17 protein-coding genes are annotated in these 16,058 nt (G+C 70.2%); 11 read left to right on the top strand and 6 right to left on the bottom strand.

Translation table 11 applies throughout. The features are described from left to right. Nucleotides 1-92 precede the first annotated feature (92 nt). On the top strand, nt 93-968 hold the full coding sequence (locus GWI72_RS00400) for a LysR substrate-binding domain-containing protein (protein ID WP_161707420.1): 876 nt from the start codon (nt 93-95) through the stop codon (nt 966-968). 20 nt (nt 969-988) lie between these two features. Here the strand turns inward: GWI72_RS00400 and GWI72_RS00395 are convergent, their stop codons facing one another. Continuing rightward, complete coding sequence (locus GWI72_RS00395; RefSeq protein ID WP_244314178.1) at nt 989-2,659, bottom strand: alkaline phosphatase family protein; 1,671 nt, start codon at nt 2,657-2,659, stop codon at nt 989-991. 47 nt (nt 2,660-2,706) lie between these two features. Here GWI72_RS00395 and GWI72_RS00390 point away from each other — a divergent pair, with 47 nt between their 5' ends. Further along, complete coding sequence (locus tag GWI72_RS00390) at nt 2,707-3,723, top strand: lysylphosphatidylglycerol synthase transmembrane domain-containing protein (RefSeq protein WP_161707419.1); 1,017 nt, start codon at nt 2,707-2,709, stop codon at nt 3,721-3,723. A 23-nt stretch (nt 3,724-3,746) separates the two neighbouring features. Here GWI72_RS00390 and GWI72_RS00385 read toward each other — a convergent pair whose 3' ends face one another. Both GWI72_RS00385 and GWI72_RS00380 read right to left on the bottom strand, forming a co-directional pair. Then, on the bottom strand, nt 3,747-4,526 hold the full coding sequence (locus tag GWI72_RS00385) for an FkbM family methyltransferase (RefSeq protein ID WP_161707417.1): 780 nt from the start codon (nt 4,524-4,526) through the stop codon (nt 3,747-3,749). Beyond that, on the bottom strand, nt 4,523-5,296 hold the full coding sequence (locus GWI72_RS00380; RefSeq protein ID WP_161707415.1) for a CDP-alcohol phosphatidyltransferase family protein: 774 nt from the start codon (nt 5,294-5,296) through the stop codon (nt 4,523-4,525). Before GWI72_RS00380 ends, GWI72_RS00385 begins: the two co-directional genes overlap by 4 nt. 350 nt (nt 5,297-5,646) lie before the next feature. On the opposite strand from GWI72_RS00380, the gene GWI72_RS00375 reads away from it, so the two are divergent. The 4 genes from GWI72_RS00375 (at nt 5,647) to GWI72_RS00360 (ending at nt 8,996) form a co-directional block, all read left to right on the top strand. Beyond that, nucleotides 5,647-6,654 (top strand): MDR/zinc-dependent alcohol dehydrogenase-like family protein, encoded by a 1,008-nt coding sequence (locus GWI72_RS00375; protein ID WP_161707413.1) that lies wholly within the window; start codon nt 5,647-5,649, stop codon nt 6,652-6,654. Between the two features lie 88 nt (nt 6,655-6,742). Then, nucleotides 6,743-7,141 (top strand): 6-pyruvoyl trahydropterin synthase family protein, encoded by a 399-nt coding sequence (locus tag GWI72_RS00370; RefSeq protein ID WP_161674838.1) that lies wholly within the window; start codon nt 6,743-6,745, stop codon nt 7,139-7,141. Next, entirely contained in the window at nt 7,138-8,199 is a 1,062-nt protein-coding gene (locus tag GWI72_RS00365) for a glycosyltransferase family 4 protein (protein ID WP_161707411.1), read from the top strand. Before GWI72_RS00370 ends, GWI72_RS00365 begins: the two co-directional genes overlap by 4 nt. After that, entirely contained in the window at nt 8,196-8,996 is an 801-nt protein-coding gene (locus tag GWI72_RS00360) for a class I SAM-dependent methyltransferase (RefSeq protein ID WP_161674834.1), read from the top strand. The genes GWI72_RS00365 and GWI72_RS00360 overlap by 4 nt, the downstream gene beginning before the upstream one ends. Here the strand turns inward: GWI72_RS00360 and GWI72_RS00355 are convergent. The 3 genes from GWI72_RS00355 to GWI72_RS00345 all read right to left on the bottom strand — a co-directional run bounded on the left by GWI72_RS00355 (nt 8,952) and on the right by GWI72_RS00345 (nt 11,619). Beyond that, entirely contained in the window at nt 8,952-9,767 is an 816-nt protein-coding gene (locus tag GWI72_RS00355; protein WP_161674833.1) for a RibD family protein, read from the bottom strand. The two genes, GWI72_RS00360 and GWI72_RS00355, sit on opposite strands and share 45 nt — an antisense overlap. Before the next feature lie 8 nt (nt 9,768-9,775). Then, the gene (locus GWI72_RS00350) at nt 9,776-10,351 is read right to left on the bottom strand and encodes a cytochrome b (protein ID WP_161674831.1); all 576 of its coding nucleotides are present in this window, start codon (nt 10,349-10,351) and stop codon (nt 9,776-9,778) included. A gap of 350 nt (nt 10,352-10,701) precedes the next feature. Next, a complete protein-coding gene (locus GWI72_RS00345; RefSeq protein WP_161707409.1) occupies nt 10,702-11,619 on the bottom strand; it encodes a MurR/RpiR family transcriptional regulator in 918 nt (305 codons plus the stop codon). A gap of 66 nt (nt 11,620-11,685) precedes the next feature. On the opposite strand from GWI72_RS00345, the gene GWI72_RS00340 reads away from it, so the two are divergent. The 5 genes from GWI72_RS00340 (at nt 11,686) to GWI72_RS00320 (ending at nt 16,008) form a co-directional block, all read left to right on the top strand. Further along, nucleotides 11,686-12,465 (top strand): transporter substrate-binding domain-containing protein, encoded by a 780-nt coding sequence (locus tag GWI72_RS00340; RefSeq protein WP_161707407.1) that lies wholly within the window; start codon nt 11,686-11,688, stop codon nt 12,463-12,465. Nucleotides 12,466-12,703: 238 nt separating this feature from the next. Continuing rightward, the gene (locus tag GWI72_RS00335; protein ID WP_161674825.1) at nt 12,704-13,393 is read left to right on the top strand and encodes an ABC transporter permease; all 690 of its coding nucleotides are present in this window, start codon (nt 12,704-12,706) and stop codon (nt 13,391-13,393) included. Next, the gene (locus GWI72_RS00330; protein WP_161707406.1) at nt 13,390-14,127 is read left to right on the top strand and encodes an ABC transporter permease; all 738 of its coding nucleotides are present in this window, start codon (nt 13,390-13,392) and stop codon (nt 14,125-14,127) included. Before GWI72_RS00335 ends, GWI72_RS00330 begins: the two co-directional genes overlap by 4 nt. Beyond that, nucleotides 14,120-15,232, top strand: coding sequence for a succinylglutamate desuccinylase/aspartoacylase family protein (locus GWI72_RS00325; protein ID WP_161707404.1), 1,113 nt, complete (start codon nt 14,120-14,122; stop codon nt 15,230-15,232). Before GWI72_RS00330 ends, GWI72_RS00325 begins: the two co-directional genes overlap by 8 nt. Nucleotides 15,233-15,249: 17 nt before the next feature. Further along, the gene (locus tag GWI72_RS00320; protein WP_161707402.1) at nt 15,250-16,008 is read left to right on the top strand and encodes an ABC transporter ATP-binding protein; all 759 of its coding nucleotides are present in this window, start codon (nt 15,250-15,252) and stop codon (nt 16,006-16,008) included. The last annotated feature ends 50 nt before the right edge of the window (nt 16,009-16,058 follow it).

The following is a 16,058-nucleotide window of genomic DNA, read 5'->3' as shown; positions in this document are numbered from 1 at the left end:
GCGCTCCGGGTGATGATCCCTCAGGAAGCGCCGTTGCAATCCATAATTCAAATCGTTACTTTCGATGCTGTCATCAGTTTTGCAGGTGCGACATGCGCTACGTCCAGCTTCGGGCCTTTCATTACGTCGCCATCTGCGGCGGCTTCTCGCGGGCCGCCGAGGAACTGTTGCTGACCCAGCCGGCCATCTCCGACCAGGTGCGCAAGCTGGAGGAGGAGTATGACGTGCTGCTGTTCAACCGCATGCGCAAGCAGGTGACGCTGACGGCGGCGGGCGAACAGCTGCTGCAGGTGACCCGCCGCATGTTCGACTGCGAGCAGCAGGCGCTCGACTTCCTGTCCGAGAGCCGGGCGCTGCAATCCGGCAACCTGCGCATCGTTGCCGACAGCGCGCATCACCTGCTGCACATTCTCGCCGATTTCCGCCGCAGCTACCCGGGCGTGCACATCTCGGTCCGGGCGGGCAACACCGAAACGGTGGTGACGTCGCTGCACAACTACGAGGCCGACATCGGGGTTCTGGGCGAGATGCCGACCCTGAAGAACTTCGACTGCGAGCTGCTCAGCTCGTCGCCGATCATCAGCTTTGTCGCCAACAGCCATCCGCTGGCCGGCGCGCGCGAGCTGACATTCGCCGAACTCGCCCATCACCCGCTGGTGTTTCGCGAGAGGGGCTCGAAGACGCGGCTCAAGCTGGAGCTGGCCGCCCGGGAGGCGGGCGTCGAGCTGAAGCCGACAATCGAGGCGGAGGGCCGTGAGGCCGTGCGCGAGATCGTGGCCTCCGGCGCCGGCATCGGCTTCGTCTCCATTGCCGAGTTCGGCGAGGACAAGCGCCTGACGCCGATCCCGATCCGGCCTCAGGACGGACTGATGATGGACGAGGCGCTGATCTGCCTGCAGGAACGGCGCAATGCCAAGCTGGTCCAGGCCTTCTTCGAGATCGCCCGCAAGCGGCCTCGCGGGGTCTGAGGGCGACGGACCCTGCGCCGTCAGCGGCCGCTGAAGTGATGCAGGAGACGGCCGCGCAGGCGGTCCATCGGCAGCTCCGGCGCGTCAGCGGCAGGCACGAGGCCCGGACGGAAGCCATCGGCGGAGAAGCGGGCGACAAGCCCGGCATCGCGGCTGATCACATGCACCGGCACGGCGCGCGAGGCGTCCGGTCCGGTGACCAGCGCGGCCGGCTGGTGATCCCCCAGGATGACGAAGACCGCCTCGCCGCCGAAACGGGCGATGTAGTCGCCGAGGGTTTCCAGCGAATAGTCCACGGTGGCGATGTAGTGCTGTCGCACCCGCTCCGGATCGGCCCAGACCACGGCCGGCGGATCTCCCGCGGCGGCCTGGTCATTGAAGATCGTGCCGTCGCCGACCTGCGCCCAGTCGACAAGACGCGCGACCGGGGTCCAGGGCGCATGGCTGGAGATGAGCGCGATCTCGGCCATCACCGGCGTGCCGGCAGCCCGCATCGGCGCACGCACCCGGCGCTCGAACGCCGACAGCGTGTACTGGTCCGGCATGGTGACCCAGTTGAACGGCAGGCCGCGATAGTCCAGCGCCTTGGCGTCGAAGATGGCGTCGTAACCGTAATGAGCTGCCTCCGGCCAGTCCATCACGATGGCGGGCATGACGGCGGCGGCGTGCCAGCCGGCGTCGCTGAACAGCCGGTTGAGACTGGGACGCCGGCTGCTCATCAGCAGGTCATGCCGCGCCTGGCTGTCGACCCAGAGCCCGGACATGAGCGTGGCATGGGCGAGCCAGCTCAGTCCCGCCACCGTCGGCGAGCCGGCCCAGCCGCTCGCCATGGCAAAGCCTTCGGCCGCAAGCCGCTGCTCGATGGCGGCAAGGCGGGGGCCGGTGAGACGGCTGTAGCGGGGATCTTCCAGGGCGCTGCGGCCATAGGATTCGACGAAGATCACGATCACGTCGCGGCCGGCCACGGCCGACAGGAGGTCGGGTCCAGCCGCATAGGGCGCAGGCGTCTCGAGCCCGGCCTCGAAGGCCCGGATGTCGGCGACCGACCGGACCACAAGCGCCAGCCGCTCGGCAAGCACCGGCCCGGCCCGGAGCGATGCAAGTGGCGTCCCGTCCGGCCGCGTGACGGTGAAGGACAGCACCAGCCCGCCGGCAAAGGCGAGGCCCGCACCGGCAAGCACCGCCCGCCGCGCCCGGCCGCCGAGATGCACCAGCCGCAGGCAGGACCACAGGAAGGCCGCGACAAGCAGCCCCAGCACCGTTGCCGCGCCGAGGATGGCCGCCGCCGCACCGGCCCTGCCGACCGTACCGGAGAACAGGTTCCAGCCGTCGGCCAGCAGCTTGAGATCGAGATAGGGATTGAACCGGCGCTGGAAGGCCGAGAGCACGCCGATGTCGGCGAGTTTCAGGAAGATCAGGCAGGCGAGAACCAGCCCGGCCGCCAGCGACAGGGCGATCGCCGCCCGTCGCGGCAGCAGCAACAGGCCCGCCAGCAGCAGCGGCAATTCGAGCGGCAGCGACAGAAAGGCGAGGCTGCGCAGGGCATCGGGATGGTACTGGCCCGGATCATCCGGCATGATGACCGCAAGCCCGCCGATCATGGCAAAGAGCAGGATCGCTCCCCCGACCGCCCCCGCCGACTGATGTTTCCCGTCCCGTTCCGCCACCTGACCGGTCTCCCTGTCCGTCATGCGCCTATGGTCCCCGTCCTTGCCGCCGGCCCGCGGGAGAGCGCCGCATGACCCGTCTGAAGCTGGCCGCCCTGATCGCGAGCCTCGCGATCGTGGCGCTCCTGATCATGGCCGTCGACCCGGACAGCCTCCTTGCCGCGCTTGAGCGCGTGCCGGCCGGACATGCCCTGGCCGGACTGGCGCTGGTGCAGGTCCAGACCGTGCTTTCGGCCTTGCGCTGGCGGTACACCGCCCGCCGGCTCGGCCACCCGATGGGATTGGGCCGGGCGGTGGCGGACTACTACATGGGCAGCGGCCTCAACCAGCTCCTGCCCGGCGGCGTGGCGGGCGACGCGGCCCGCATCTACCGCAGCGGACAGGACCATCCTGGCGGCTGGAAGCGCGCCGCCACCACGGTGGTGCTGGAACGCCTGTCGGGCCAGCTTGCCTTCTTCCTGCTCACGGGTGTGGGCCTGCTGGCCTGGCCGCTGGTGCTGGCGCGCGAGATCCCGCTGCCGATGTCCCTGCCGCCGGGCCTGCCCGGCGGGGCATCGGTCGGCGCGGCACCGGCCGGTGACGGCGGGACGACGGCGGCCGGTCTGCTGACCGGCGGAACGGCAGCGGCCGGTCTGCTGACCGGCGGGGCGATCCTGGTCGCCGTGCTCCTGGCAGGCCTGGTGATCCTGTTCCGGCGACGTCTGGCAGCGCTCGGACCGGATCTGCGCGCTGCCTTCTGGAGCGACGGCGCCTGGCTGGTCCAGCTCGGACTGAGCGGCCTGATCGTCGCCACCTATGTGGCGATCTTCCTGATTGCCTCCGATGCGGTGGGAGCGCCCCTGCCTCCGGTTGCCGCCCTCACCGCGATCCCGCTGTGCCTGCTGACCATGCTGATCCCGGTCGGCATCGGCGGCTGGGGCACGCGTGAGGCGGCCGCCGCGGCCCTGTGGCCGCTGTTCGGCTTCACGGCCGCCGAGGGCGTCGCCGCGAGCCTCGTCTACGGGCTCCTGAGCCTCGCCGGAACGGCCCTGCCGGGCGGCCTGATCCTCGTGGCCGCGCTGCTTGCACGGCTGCGGGCCCCGCGCTGAGGCGCGCCAGTCCGGAGGCGACCTCACGCGGCAAGCCGGGCGTAGACATCACCGGAGGGCGCATCCGGCGGCAGCGCGTCGAGGCCCGCCAGCAGGGCCTCAGCATCGACCCAGCCGGACGAGACGAAGCGATGCGTTTCGCCGATGACGCGGTTGAAGCGGTAGGGGCCGAGCTGCATCAGCCGCGTCACGGCCTCGCGCGTGATCGCCGGCATGGCCGGAATGTACTCGAAGGCGATCAGCGCGACCGGCTGGGACAGGCCCCGCAGGATGTCCGCCTCCGCCCCTTCCACGTCGATCTTGCAGAAGGCGGGCAGGCCATGGCTGGCGATCAGCCGGTCGAGCGTCGTCATCGGCAAGGTGATCGCCTGGTCCCAGACGACCTCGCGGAACCCGTCGGTGTCGCGCACGCCGTCGATGAACCGGTCCGAGACGGTCGTCACGGTGGGATGGCGGCTTGAGATGCGCAACGTCACCTCGCCCTCCTCGGCCCCGACCGCGACGCGCTCCAGCGCCACCAGGCGCGACGCCAGGTGCCGGTCGAGGAGGGCGGCAAAGGCGGGCTGCGGTTCCACGGCCACCACCCGCGCCCCCAGCGACAGGAGTGTCTGGCTGCGGCTGCCCACATGGGCCCCGATGTCGAACACGAGATCACCCGGCGCGACCAGGTCGCGGTAGAACCGCTTCAGCGCCGCGCGGCGCCAGGGCTGGCCGTAGTAGATGACCAGCGACCGGGCGACGCCCAGCGCGGTCTTCAGCCGGGCGGCGGCACCGGCAGGCAGGGTCTCGGCAGTTGCGGTCATGGACGGGCCTCGGGTTGGCGCAGCAGGTAGAGGGTATCGACGGCGAAGGAATAGGCCAGGAGCGCCAGCGCGAGAGCCGCGAGCACCGTGGACAGGGGCGCGCCCAGGCCGGGCACCAGCACGAGACAGAGCACCCCGACCTGCACCACGCAGACGAGCTTGCGCCGGAAGGAGGGCGGCAGCGGCAGCGCCAGCTGCGGCAGCGCATATTGCGCCAGGACGAAACCGTAGCGCATCAGCCCGATCAGCAGCACCCAGGCCCCGGCCTTGTCGAGCAGGAAGGCCGCCGCCGAGAGCGCGAGGATCAGCAGCGCATCGACTTCCATGTCGAAGCGGGCACCAAGATCGGACTCCTGCCCGAGCCGGCGCGCCAGAAGGCCGTCGACGCCGTCGAGCGACAGGGCGATGACGACCAGCGCGACCATGATCCAGGCAGCCGGCCCCTCCTGCGGCAGGGCATCGAGGCAGACCGCCGCCGTGATCAGGCACACAAGCACGGCCCTGAGCGCGGTGACCGCATTGGCCGGCCCGAAGCGGTCGTGGCCATGCGCCGGCAGGCCACGCAGCACCAGGGCAAAGATGGCGAGCAGCAGCGCCGTGGCAACGATGGCAACCGGGCGGCCGAGATCCAGAAACTCCACCGCCCCCGCATAGGCCGGCACCGCCAGCGCGACCAGTCCACCGAGCACCAAGAGCGCGCTGCGCCGGAGATCCCGCAGCGTCGTGTCGCGCCGCTCGTCCTGTTGCAGGGAGGGATCGTGTACTGCCATGCCTGTCCTCACGCGTCCGGGCCCGCCACCCCGCCATGGGAACGCGGCCAGCACCCGGCAGATGCTTTGATGGCTCATACGCGTGCGCCCCGCCGCCGGAGCAGTCGCAACGCGACCTCGGCCCGATTTTTTCCGCCTGACCGGTGTCGGCGCATGTCCCGGGTTGCCGCCGGTGCCGGCAACCGCGATGCTCCGGAGACGGAGCGCCGGCGTGCCGGGAGGCTTCCCGCGGCCCGCCGGCGCCCTATCTGCCGCTGCCCCGGCCGTCGCCCTGCCTCCGGACAGGTCCCCCCCGACCCGGACCGGACTCCAGACCTCATTCCTGGCCGCAACCGACGAGGACCCCACGCATGACCCACCCGAGCGCCCCGACACAGGCTGATCCGGCACGCCTCGCCCGCGCGCTGTGGTTCCCGGCCGCCGGCCGCTGCACGCTGCAGACCGAGGCGCTGCCAGTCCCCGGACCGGACGAGGTCGAGTTGCGGATGCTCTTCAGCGGCATCAGCCGGGGCACGGAGCACCTGGTGTTCGAGGGCCGGGTCCCGCCGTCCGAACACGCGCGGATGCGCGGGCCGCACATGGGCGGCAGCTTTCCGTTTCCGGTGAAATACGGCTACTGCGCCGTGGGCGAGGTCGTCGACGGGGTCGCGGCGCTGGTCGGGCAGCGCGTGTTCTGCCTGCATCCGCATCAGGACCGCGCGACGGTCGCCGCTGCCGCCGTGCTGCCGCTGCCGGCCGCACTGCCGGCCGGACGGGCCGTGCTGGCCGCCAACATGGAAACCGCCCTCACCATCGTCTGGGACGCCGGCATCCAGCCGGGCGATGACGTGGCTGTCTTCGGGGCCGGGGTCGTGGGCGCGCTGGTCGCCTATCTCGCCAGCCGCATCGTCGGAACGCAGGTCGTGCTGGTCGATCCCAATCCGGACCGCGGCGTGCTCGCCAGCCGGCTCGGGCTGCGCCGCGTTGCACCGGGCACGCTCGAAGGCCCCTTCGACGTGCTGATCAACGCCTCGGCGGCCCCTGCCGCCCTTACGGAGGCGATCACGCTGGCCGGCCAGGAGGCCCGCATCGTCGAGGCGAGCTGGTACGGCGACCGGCAGGTCAGCCTGCCGCTGGGCGGCGCCTTCCACGCACGGCGCCTCTCTCTGGTCAGTTCGCAGGTCGGGGCGGTACCCGCATCCCGCAGCGTCCGCTGGAGCTACCGCCGTCGCCTCGCCAAGGCCCTCGACCTGCTCTGCGATCCGGCGCTGGACGCGCTGATCTCCGGCGAGACGCGGCTCGTCGATCTGCCGGACGCCTATCCTGCCATCCTCGCCGATCCGCACACCCTTTGCCACCGTATCAGCTACGACGCGTGAAACCGGCCCGCGACACGCCTGAACATGTCGTGCCATGTCGTGCCATGTCGTCATTGGGCCCGCCGGATGCTGATGGAGTGAGAAGCAGATGTTTGCCGTTGAAGTTCGTGACCACATCATGATTGCCCACAGCCTGCCGCGCCCGGTCTTCGGCCCGGCACAGGGCATGCACGGGGCGACCTATGTGGTCGATGCCGCCTTCTACACCCGCGAGCTGGACGAGGACGGGCTGGCCGTCGACATCGGCGCGGCGATGACCGTGCTGTCGGAGGTGCTGAAGCCGCTCAACTACCAGAACCTCGACGTCCTGCCGGTCTTTGCCGGCAAGGTGACGACCACCGAAGTCGTCGCAAAGCACATCTTCGACCAGCTCGCCGCCGCAGTGGCCGACAAGCGCCTGGGGGCCGGCAGCCACCGCATCTGCCGCATCAAGGTGAACCTGCATGAATCCCATGCCGCCCGCGCCTGGTACGAGGCAGATCTTTGATCCCACCCCTGACCTTCGCCCATCCCGGCGATCTGGCGATCAACACCGGCGGCTATGCCTATGACCGCCGGGTGATCGCGGAGCTGCGGGAGGCGGGGGTCGAGGTCACGCCGCTGCCGCTCGGACCGGGGTTTCCCGCGCCCGCCGCGACCACCCTGGCCCTGGCCGAAGCCCGCCTGTCGGCGCTGCCCGATGACAGTCTGGTGCTGGTCGACGGCCTCGCCTTCGGGGTCCTGGACGACTGGGCCGGCCGCCATGCCGCGCGCCTGCGGCTGGTGGCGCTGGTGCACCATCCGCTGGCGCTGGAGACGGGGCTGACGGAGGCAGACCGACTGCGGCTTGAGGCGAGCGAGCGGCGGGCCCTGGCCTGCGTGCAGGGGGTGATCGTCACTTCGCCGGCAACCGCCCGCACGCTGGTGGCCGCGTATGGCGTCGAGGCCGACCGGATCACGGTCGCCGTTCCGGGGACCGATCCGGGCCGACGCAGCCCCTGCGACGGCGATCCGGCGCGGATCCTGTCGATCGGAACCCTGACCCGGCGCAAGGGCCACGACGTGCTGATCTCCGCCCTGAAACGGATCGAGCATCTGCCGTGGCAGGCCACCCTCATCGGCAGCCGGACGCTGGATCCGGTCACGGCCGCCGGGCTCGCGACCCAGATCGAGGCGCTGGGGCTTGGCGCGCGCATCACCCTCGCCGGCGAGCGCGCGACGGTGCGCGACGACCTGGCGCGGGCCGACATCTTTGCGCTGGCCAGCCGTTACGAAGGCTACGGCATGGCCTTTGCCGAGGCACTGGCGCACGGGCTTCCCGTGGTTGCCTGCCGTGCCGGGGCGGTGCCGGAGGTGGTGCCGCCGGACGCCGGCCTGCTGGTGCCGCCGGAGGATCCGGACGCCCTCGCCGACGCCCTCGCCCGGCTGGTGAGCGACCGCACCTTGCGCCGGCACATGGCCGACGCGGCCGCGCAGGCCGGTGCGGCCCTGCCCGGCTGGCCGGAGACGGCCACGCGGATTGCCCGGCACCTTGCGACGGTTGCCCAACGGGGGAGAGAACAATGAGCGGATTTTCAAAGGACTGGCTGGCGCTGCGCGAACCGGCGGACCGGGCCGCCCGTGACCCGGACCTTGTGGCCGCGCTGGCGGCCCATCTGGCCGCGCGGTCAGAGCCCCGGCTCGTCGACATCGGCTGCGGCACCGGATCGACGTGGCGCGCGCTGAAGGACCTGCTGCCGCCCACGACCCGCTGGCTGCTGGTCGACCACGATCCGGCGCTGCTGGCCGAAGCGGCCCGGCAGGTGGAGGGCGACGCCCGGGTGCGCCTGCTCCAGCATGATCTCAATGATCTCGACGGCCTGCCACTGGACGACGTGGACGTCGTGACGGCCTCGGCCCTCTTCGATCTGGTGTCCGAACCGCTGGTGGTGCAGCTCGCCGACCGGCTGGCCGCGACCCGGACGGGCCTTTATGCCGCGCTGAACTACGACGGGGACATGCGGTGGCAGCCGGCCGACCCGCTGGATGCGGTCATGGTGGAGCTGTTCAACGCGCACCAGCGCACCGACAAGGGGCTCGGTGCGGCCCTGGGGCCGGATGCGACCGCCTGCCTGGAGCGTCACCTTGGCGCGCGCGGGTTCCGGGTGCTCACCGGTCCGAGCCCCTGGCGCATGGCGAAGGGGCAGATCCATCTTCAGGGCGAGCTGATCGAGGGCATGCGCCAGCCACTCACCGAGATGGCGGCGGGACGGGTGAGCGGGCAGGACATCGGCCGCTGGATCGACCGGCGCCTGGCCGACATCGCCCTGTCCGGCAGCTCAGCCCTGGTTGGCCACACGGACCTGCTGGCCCTGCCGGCCTGACGCCCGGAGCGCGCCAAAATCGCGCTCCAGCCGGCAATCGAACAGGATGTCGCTGCCGAGGTCATAGACCTCGGTGACCGGCCGGTGGGCGCAGGCGAGCTGGTCGATCGGCGACAGGCGGATGCCGGCCGGCCCCGACCCGATGATGATCGGCGAGATCGCCACGTGCAGCCGGTCGATCAGCCGCGCCTCCAGGAAGCGGGCGATGGTGCGCGCCCCGCCCTCGACCAGAACGCGGCCGAGGCCGCGATCCTGCAGCGCGGCGAGAATGTCGGCCGGCGCCAGCCCGCCGTCCTGCGGCTTCAGCGCGATCACCTCGGCCGCCGGCAGGGGGCGTCCGGCGATGCCGGCACTGCGGAAGACGAGGACCGGAGCACCACCGTCATGGAAGAGCCCCTCGCTGCCGTCGAGCAGGCCGCGACTGTCGATCACGACGCGCACCGGCTGGGGACCGCTGACCATGCGGACCGACAGGCGCGGATTGTCCGCCTTGACGGTGCCGATGCCCACCAGCACCGCATCCACCAGCGCCCGGCACCGGTGCAGGTGCACGAGGCCGTCGCGGCCGGAGACATCGCGGGCATCGCCGGAGGGCGTCGCAACCCGGCCGTCGAGCGACTGTCCGACCTGGGCCAGCACGAAGGGCTCGCGCGCGCCGGCAATCGGAGCGTAGAGCCGGTATCCCGCCTCGGCAGAGGCAATGGCACGGTCGCCCTGGCGCAGCGCCAGAAGCCGGTTCCATGTCGTGTCGCTGATCTGTATCCGCTGCATGGTTGACCCTAGAGTATCCGGTAAAGCGTGGTGTCACGACGAATGAGGTGGTGGAACAGCGCCGCCGCCAGGTGCAGCGCCAGCAGGCCGAGCAGGATCCAGGCGCTCCACGCATGGATCGCCGACAGCGTCCAGGCGATGTCGGGCGACTTGCCGATCGGGCTCCAGACCGGCACGAGACCGAAGAGCTTGAGCGGGAAGCCGTGCGCGTTGGTGGCAAGGAAGCCGCTGACCGGCATGATGATGAGCAGGAGGTAGAGCAGGCCATGCACGAGCGTGGCGGCGCGGCGTTCGAGCGCCGGGGCCGCGACGGCCGGGCTGCGGACGAAAAGCCGGTTGCCGACCCTGAGCAGCATCAGCCAGATCACGAGGAAGCCGAGGCTTTCATGCAGGATGTAGAAGTCGAGCTTCACGTCGGCATGGGTGTACTGGATCATCAGGCCCAGTGGCCAGGTGGCGAGCACGAGGACGGCGACAAGCCAGTGCAGCAGGCGCAGCGACGCGGCGTGGCGCTCCGTCCGGAGCACAAGCCCGGAGGGCTGAAACAAGCCGGTCTGCCCCTGCGATGCCTCGTCCCTGCTCATGCACTCTCCCACACAATGCCAGGAGGGCGGGTCTGCTGCCGGCCGGGCGCCGGCCCCGGCGGGTTACGACACTGCCGCCTGCCCTGTCGTGCCCCGGGAAAGCTTGCCCGGCTTGGCGAAGAAGCGAAGCAGTCGCCCGCACTTCCGGCCCTGTCCTGTCATATGGGTGTTTACGGGCCGAGGCACAGGCCGGATGACCGCCAGCGGCGACGGACGGACAGCGGCGACAGCGTCGCAAAGCCCGGATTTGCTGGGGTTCCGGCGGTTTTCCCGCCCTTGCGTCAGCCGGGTCACAAAGGGTTGATCCCCGCGCGGCCTCCCGTGATCGCCGCGCGGGTGGAGGGAGAGCGTCAGTCCTGCCCTGCCAGATAGGCCGCCATTGCAGCCGCGAGCCGCGCGGCGCGGTCCACATGCGCCGGGTCGGACATGAGGAACTCCGACACCAGCGCCTCGATCAGGGCCAGTCCGGGAAGGCTCGAGGACGACAGGATCGGGTGCTGGGCCGGCGCGAGCAGGACCTCGTCCGCCATGCGCGCCAGCGGGGCTGCGGGCGAATCGGTGAGCGCGACGATCCGCACGCCCTGCAGCTTCGCAGCCTGGGCGAGCGCCACCACCTCGGCGGAATAGCGCGGAAAGGTGATCGCGATCAGGACATCGCCGTCTGCCGCCGACATCAGCCGGCCGGCCGCCACTTCCGTGCCGCCGAACTGCACGACATTGATGACGTTGTCGCGGTAGGGCTGCAGGCCGAGCGCGAGCATCGCGGCCAGATGCGCCGACAGGCCGAACCCCATCACCCAGACGGTCCGGGCCGCCTTCACCTCGGCCGAGACCTTGCGGATCCGCGCGGCCGTGTCGGCATCGGCGAGACCCTGCAGCATCAGCGCCGCCGCACGCAGCGCCGTGTCGGCGACCGTCTCGCCGTCATCGGGCTGCGCCAGCCGGTCGCCGAGCTTGGTCACCGGCGCGATCAGGGCATGCACGGTCTCGCCGACGCCGGCCCGGAACTCGGCAAAGCTCTCGAGCCCGAGATCCCGGACGTAACGGCTTATGGTGCTTGGCGAAATCCCCGACCACCGGGCGAGCTCCTCGATGCCGTGCGTGGCCACGAAGATCGGGTCGCGCAGGATGAACTCCGACAGCGCCTGCTGCGATCGGGACCCCGTCTCCAGCAGCTGGCTGACCTTCCGTCCCAGCTCCGACTGGGTGAAGCGATGGTCGGATTGCGCCGTCCACGACGCTTTTGGGCTTGACGATTTATTTTTCATACATCTAACTTATGAAAATCCATTTTCGTAAGCAAGTCAGGTCAACTGACCAGAGAGGGAAACAGCATGTACAGAAAAGTCTCCGCATTCCTAGCCGCCACGCTTCTGTCCGTCGGCCTGGCCGCGGCCCAGGACACGCTTCGGGTCGGTGTCGAGGGCAACTACCCGCCCTTCAGCAAGGTCTCGGCCGACGGCACCCTGTCGGGCTTCGACATCGACATCGCCAAGGCGATCTGCGCCCAGATGCAGGTGACCTGCGAGCTGGTGCAGCAGGAATGGGACGGGATGATCCCGGCCCTGAATGCCCGGAAGTTCGACATGATCGTGGCCTCGATGACCATCACCGACAAGCGCAAGGAAGTGGTCGACTTCTCGGATCCCTATTACGACGTGCCGTCCCGCTTCATCGCCAGGGAAGGCGCCTTCACGGGCCACGCGCCGGAGGACATTGCCGGCAAGACCATCATCGTCCTGCGCAACAGCCCGCGCGCCGACTACCTGAAGCTCAAGTATCCGGACAATCCGGTGCTGGCGGTCGACAAGGAAACCGCCGTCTACCTGGAGCTGGCAGCCGGCCGCGGCGACATCGCCTTCGGGTCTTCCGTGGTCTCGGGCGAGGCCTTCCTGAAGCAGCCGGAGGGCAAGGGCTTCGCCCAGGTCGGGGACACCCTGTTCCTCACCGACAGCGTCGATGGCGGCGTCGGCATTGCCGTCCGCAAGGGCGAGGAGGCGCTGAAGCAGAAGATCAACGCCGCACTGGCCACGATCATGAAGGACGGCAGCTACGGCGAGATGGCCGGCCAGTACTTCGACTTCAACATCATGCCGCGCTCGGCACGGCCGTAACCGCCGCTGCTGCTGCCCCGCGGCAGCCGGCCGGATCGCGGGCGGCGCCCCTCCATGCCCCGGGGCAGCGCCCGCGATCCGATGGACCCGTGACAGCGCGCGGCGGGCAGGCCCGCGGCCACCCGACGGGGCCTGCCTGGCCGAGGGCGTCTCCCGGCAGGAGCGGCCGGGCTCATGCCCCGGACGGACGGCCGGTTGCCCCGCCCCATTCCCCTTCTGCTTGCGAAAGGTCCCGGAGATGTTCGACGGTTACCTGCCCATGATCCTGGACGGATTGCGGGTCACCCTGTCCGTTGCCAGCGTGTCGCTGGCCATTGCCTGCGGCTTCGGTCTGGCAGGCGCCAGCGCCAGGCTGTCCGGCAGCCCCGCCCTCAGGGCCATCGCCATGGGCTACACGACGGTGGTCCGCTCGCTGCCCGACCTGCTGCTGATGCTGATGGTGTTCTACGGCGGGCAGGTGCTGCTCAACCGTCTGACCGAGGCCCAGGGCTGGGCCTACATCGACATCAACGCCTTCGTGGCCGGCACGCTGACCCTCGGCTTCATCTTCGGTGCCTATCTCACCGAGACGTTCCGGGGCGCGATCCTGGCCATCCCGCGCGGCCAGATCGAGGCTGGACAGGCCTGCGGGCTCAGCCGCCTGCAGGTGCTGGGCCACATCATCCTGCCGCAGATGATCCGCCACGCCCTGCCCGGCTTCACCAACAACTGGCTGGTGATGCTCAAGGCGACGGCGCTGGTCTCCATCATCGGGCTGGACGACATGGTGCACCGGGCCTCCCTCGCCTCGGCCGCCACCCGCGAACCCTTCACCTTCTATGCGCTGATCGGGCTCATCTATCTGGTCGTGACGACGGTTTCCATCGTGGTCCTGACCGGGGTCGAGCGCCGGGTCTCGCGCGGTGTCCGACAGGATGTCCTGCCATGATCGACTGGGAAATCGTCCGCGAGACCCTGCCCGCCTTCTGGGACGGACTGCAGATCACGCTTCTCCTGCTCCTCGTCTCGACCGTGAGCGGGCTGGTTCTCTCCGTACCGCTGGCGGTGGCCCGGGCCTCGCACCGGCGCTGGCTGAGCCTGCCCGTGTTCCTCTATACCTATGTGTTCCGCGGCACGCCGCTGCTGGTGCAGCTTTTCGTCATCTACTACGGCCTGCCGCAATTCGAGGCGGTGCGCGCCAGCAGCCTGTGGCCGTTCTTGCGTGATCCGTGGTTCTGCGCCTGGCTCGCCTTCACGCTGAACACCACCGCCTACACCACGGAAATTTTCGCCGGCGCGATCCGGACCGCGCCGCGCGGCGAGATCGAGGCCGCGCGCGCCCTGGGCCTGAGCCCCTGGCAGGTGTTCCGCGACGTGTTCTGGCCCGGCGCCTGGCGTCGTGCGCTGCCGCAATACGGCAACGAGGTTGTCCAGATGATGCACGCAACCGCCCTCGCCAGCACGGTGACCATCGTCGAGATTTTGCGCATCGCCCGGGATGTCTATACCAACTACCTGGTCATTCCGGAGAGTTTCGGCATAGCCGCCGTGTTCTATCTCGGTCTCACCATCGCCCTCACCCTGAGCTTCCGCGCTCTGGAACGGCACTACCTGAAGCATCTCGACCCGGCCGCCAGCACCAGGCGTGAACCGGCCGGCACCCAGAGGCCCATCCATGCATGAAATGACCTTCGCGATCCCGGGGTATGGCGCAAGCACGCAGCACAGCCTCACCCTGCTGTCCTTCGGCAACCCGGACGCGCGGCCCCACATCCACATCCAGGGCGGCCTGCATGCCGACGAGGCGCCCGGGATGCTGGTGGCCCGGCTTGTCGCCGACCGGCTCGCCCGGCTGGAACGCAGCGGCGCGCTCAAGGGTCGCGTCACGGTGCTGCCCGCCGCCAACCCGATCGGCCTCGCCCAGTTCGTCCACGGCGACCAGACCGGCCGCTTCGACCTCTATGACGGCCGCAACTTCAACCGCGACTATCCCGACCTCGCCCCTGCCGCAGCCGAACGCCTCGCCGGCCGGCTCGGCGCGGATCCGGCCGTCAACATGATCCTCGTGCGCACCGCGCTGCTGCAGGCGCTGGCCGACAGGACCCCGATCGCCCCGGCCGACGTGCTGCGGGCCACGCTGCTGCGCCTCGCGCTGCCGGCCGACGTGGTGCTCGACCTGCATTGCGATGGCGAGGCGACCGTCCATCTCTACACGCAGGCGGCATCGCTGGAGCGGATCCTGCCGCTGGCCGCCCTGACCGGCTGCCGGGCAGTCCTGCTTGCCGATGTGTCCGGCGGCGAGCCGTTCGACGAGGCGCTCGTGCGGCCCTGGCTCGACCTTGCGGCGCGCTTTCCCGGTCATCCGATCCCCTGCGGCTGCGCCAGCACCACGCTGGAACTGCGCGGCCGGGTCGACGTGGACCGCCGCCAGGCCGGCGCAGATGCCGATGCCCTGATTGCCTATCTGGTCCATGCCGGCGCCGTCGCGGGCACGACGACCCTGCCGCCTCCGGCCTGCGCACCGACCCCGCTGGCCGGATCCGAGGCGCTGATCGCCCCGGTCGCCGGCCTGCTGTCCTACGTTGCCAGTCTCGGCGACGAGATTGCCGCCGGCCAGACGCTCGCCGAGATCACCGACCTCGGCACCGGCGCGGTGACCCCGGTCCGCGCCACGACCGCCGGCGTGTTCTTCGCCAGACCCGCCACCCGCATCGCAGAGCCGGGCAAGCGCATCGGCAAGATCGCCGGTTCGACGCCCTTCCGTGAAGGCGCCCTGCTCAGCCCCTAACCGCAAAGGACAGAGCCATGCTGAAAGCAACCAACATCCGCAAGCGCTTCGGCACGCATGACGTGCTCAAGGGCATCAGCCTGGAAGCCAACAAGGGCGACGTGATCTCGATGATTGGGTCGTCCGGTTCGGGCAAGAGCACCTTCCTGCGCTGCCTCAATTTCCTCGAGCGGCCGACCGAAGGCACGATCGCGCTGGCGGGAGAGGAACTGGCCTGCCGGCGCGACCGGGCCGGCGACCAGATCGTGGCCGATGCGGCGCGCCTGCGGGCCTACCGGGCCCGCGTGACGATGGTCTTCCAGCAGTTCAACCTGTGGTCCCACATGACCGCGCGCGAGAATGTCATGCTGGGCCCGATGCGCGTGCTTGGCCTGACGAAGGCGGAGGCCGCGGACCGGGCGGAGCACTATCTCGCCCGGGTCGGCGTCAGCCACCGGATGCAGGCCTACCCGGCCTTCCTGTCGGGCGGCGAGCAGCAGCGCGTCGCCATCGCCCGCGCCCTCGCGATGGAGCCGGACCTGATGCTGTTCGACGAGCCCACCAGCGCCCTCGATCCCGAGCTGGTGGGCGAGGTGCTCCGGGTCATGCGCAGCCTGGCGGAGGAAGGCCGCACCATGATCGTGGTGACGCACGAAATGAACTTCGCCCGCGACGTGGCCAACCGGGTGATCTTCCTGAACCAGGGCGTGATCGCCGAGGAAGGCGACCCGCGCGAGGTGCTGCGCGCGCCGCGCACCGAGCGTCTCCAGGCCTTCCTGTCGGCCCAGGCGGCCTGAGAAGGGCGTGAGAGGGGCCTTGGAGAAGCCTGAGAGGCACCCGGCAGGAC

Origin of the sequence: Pannonibacter sp. XCT-53 (genome assembly GCF_009915765.1) — a bacterium.
Lineage (GTDB): Bacteria > Pseudomonadota > Alphaproteobacteria > Rhizobiales > Stappiaceae > Pannonibacter > Pannonibacter tanglangensis.
The sequence above is the reverse complement of the archived record's forward strand: the minus strand, read 5'-3'. Positions and strand labels throughout refer to the sequence as shown.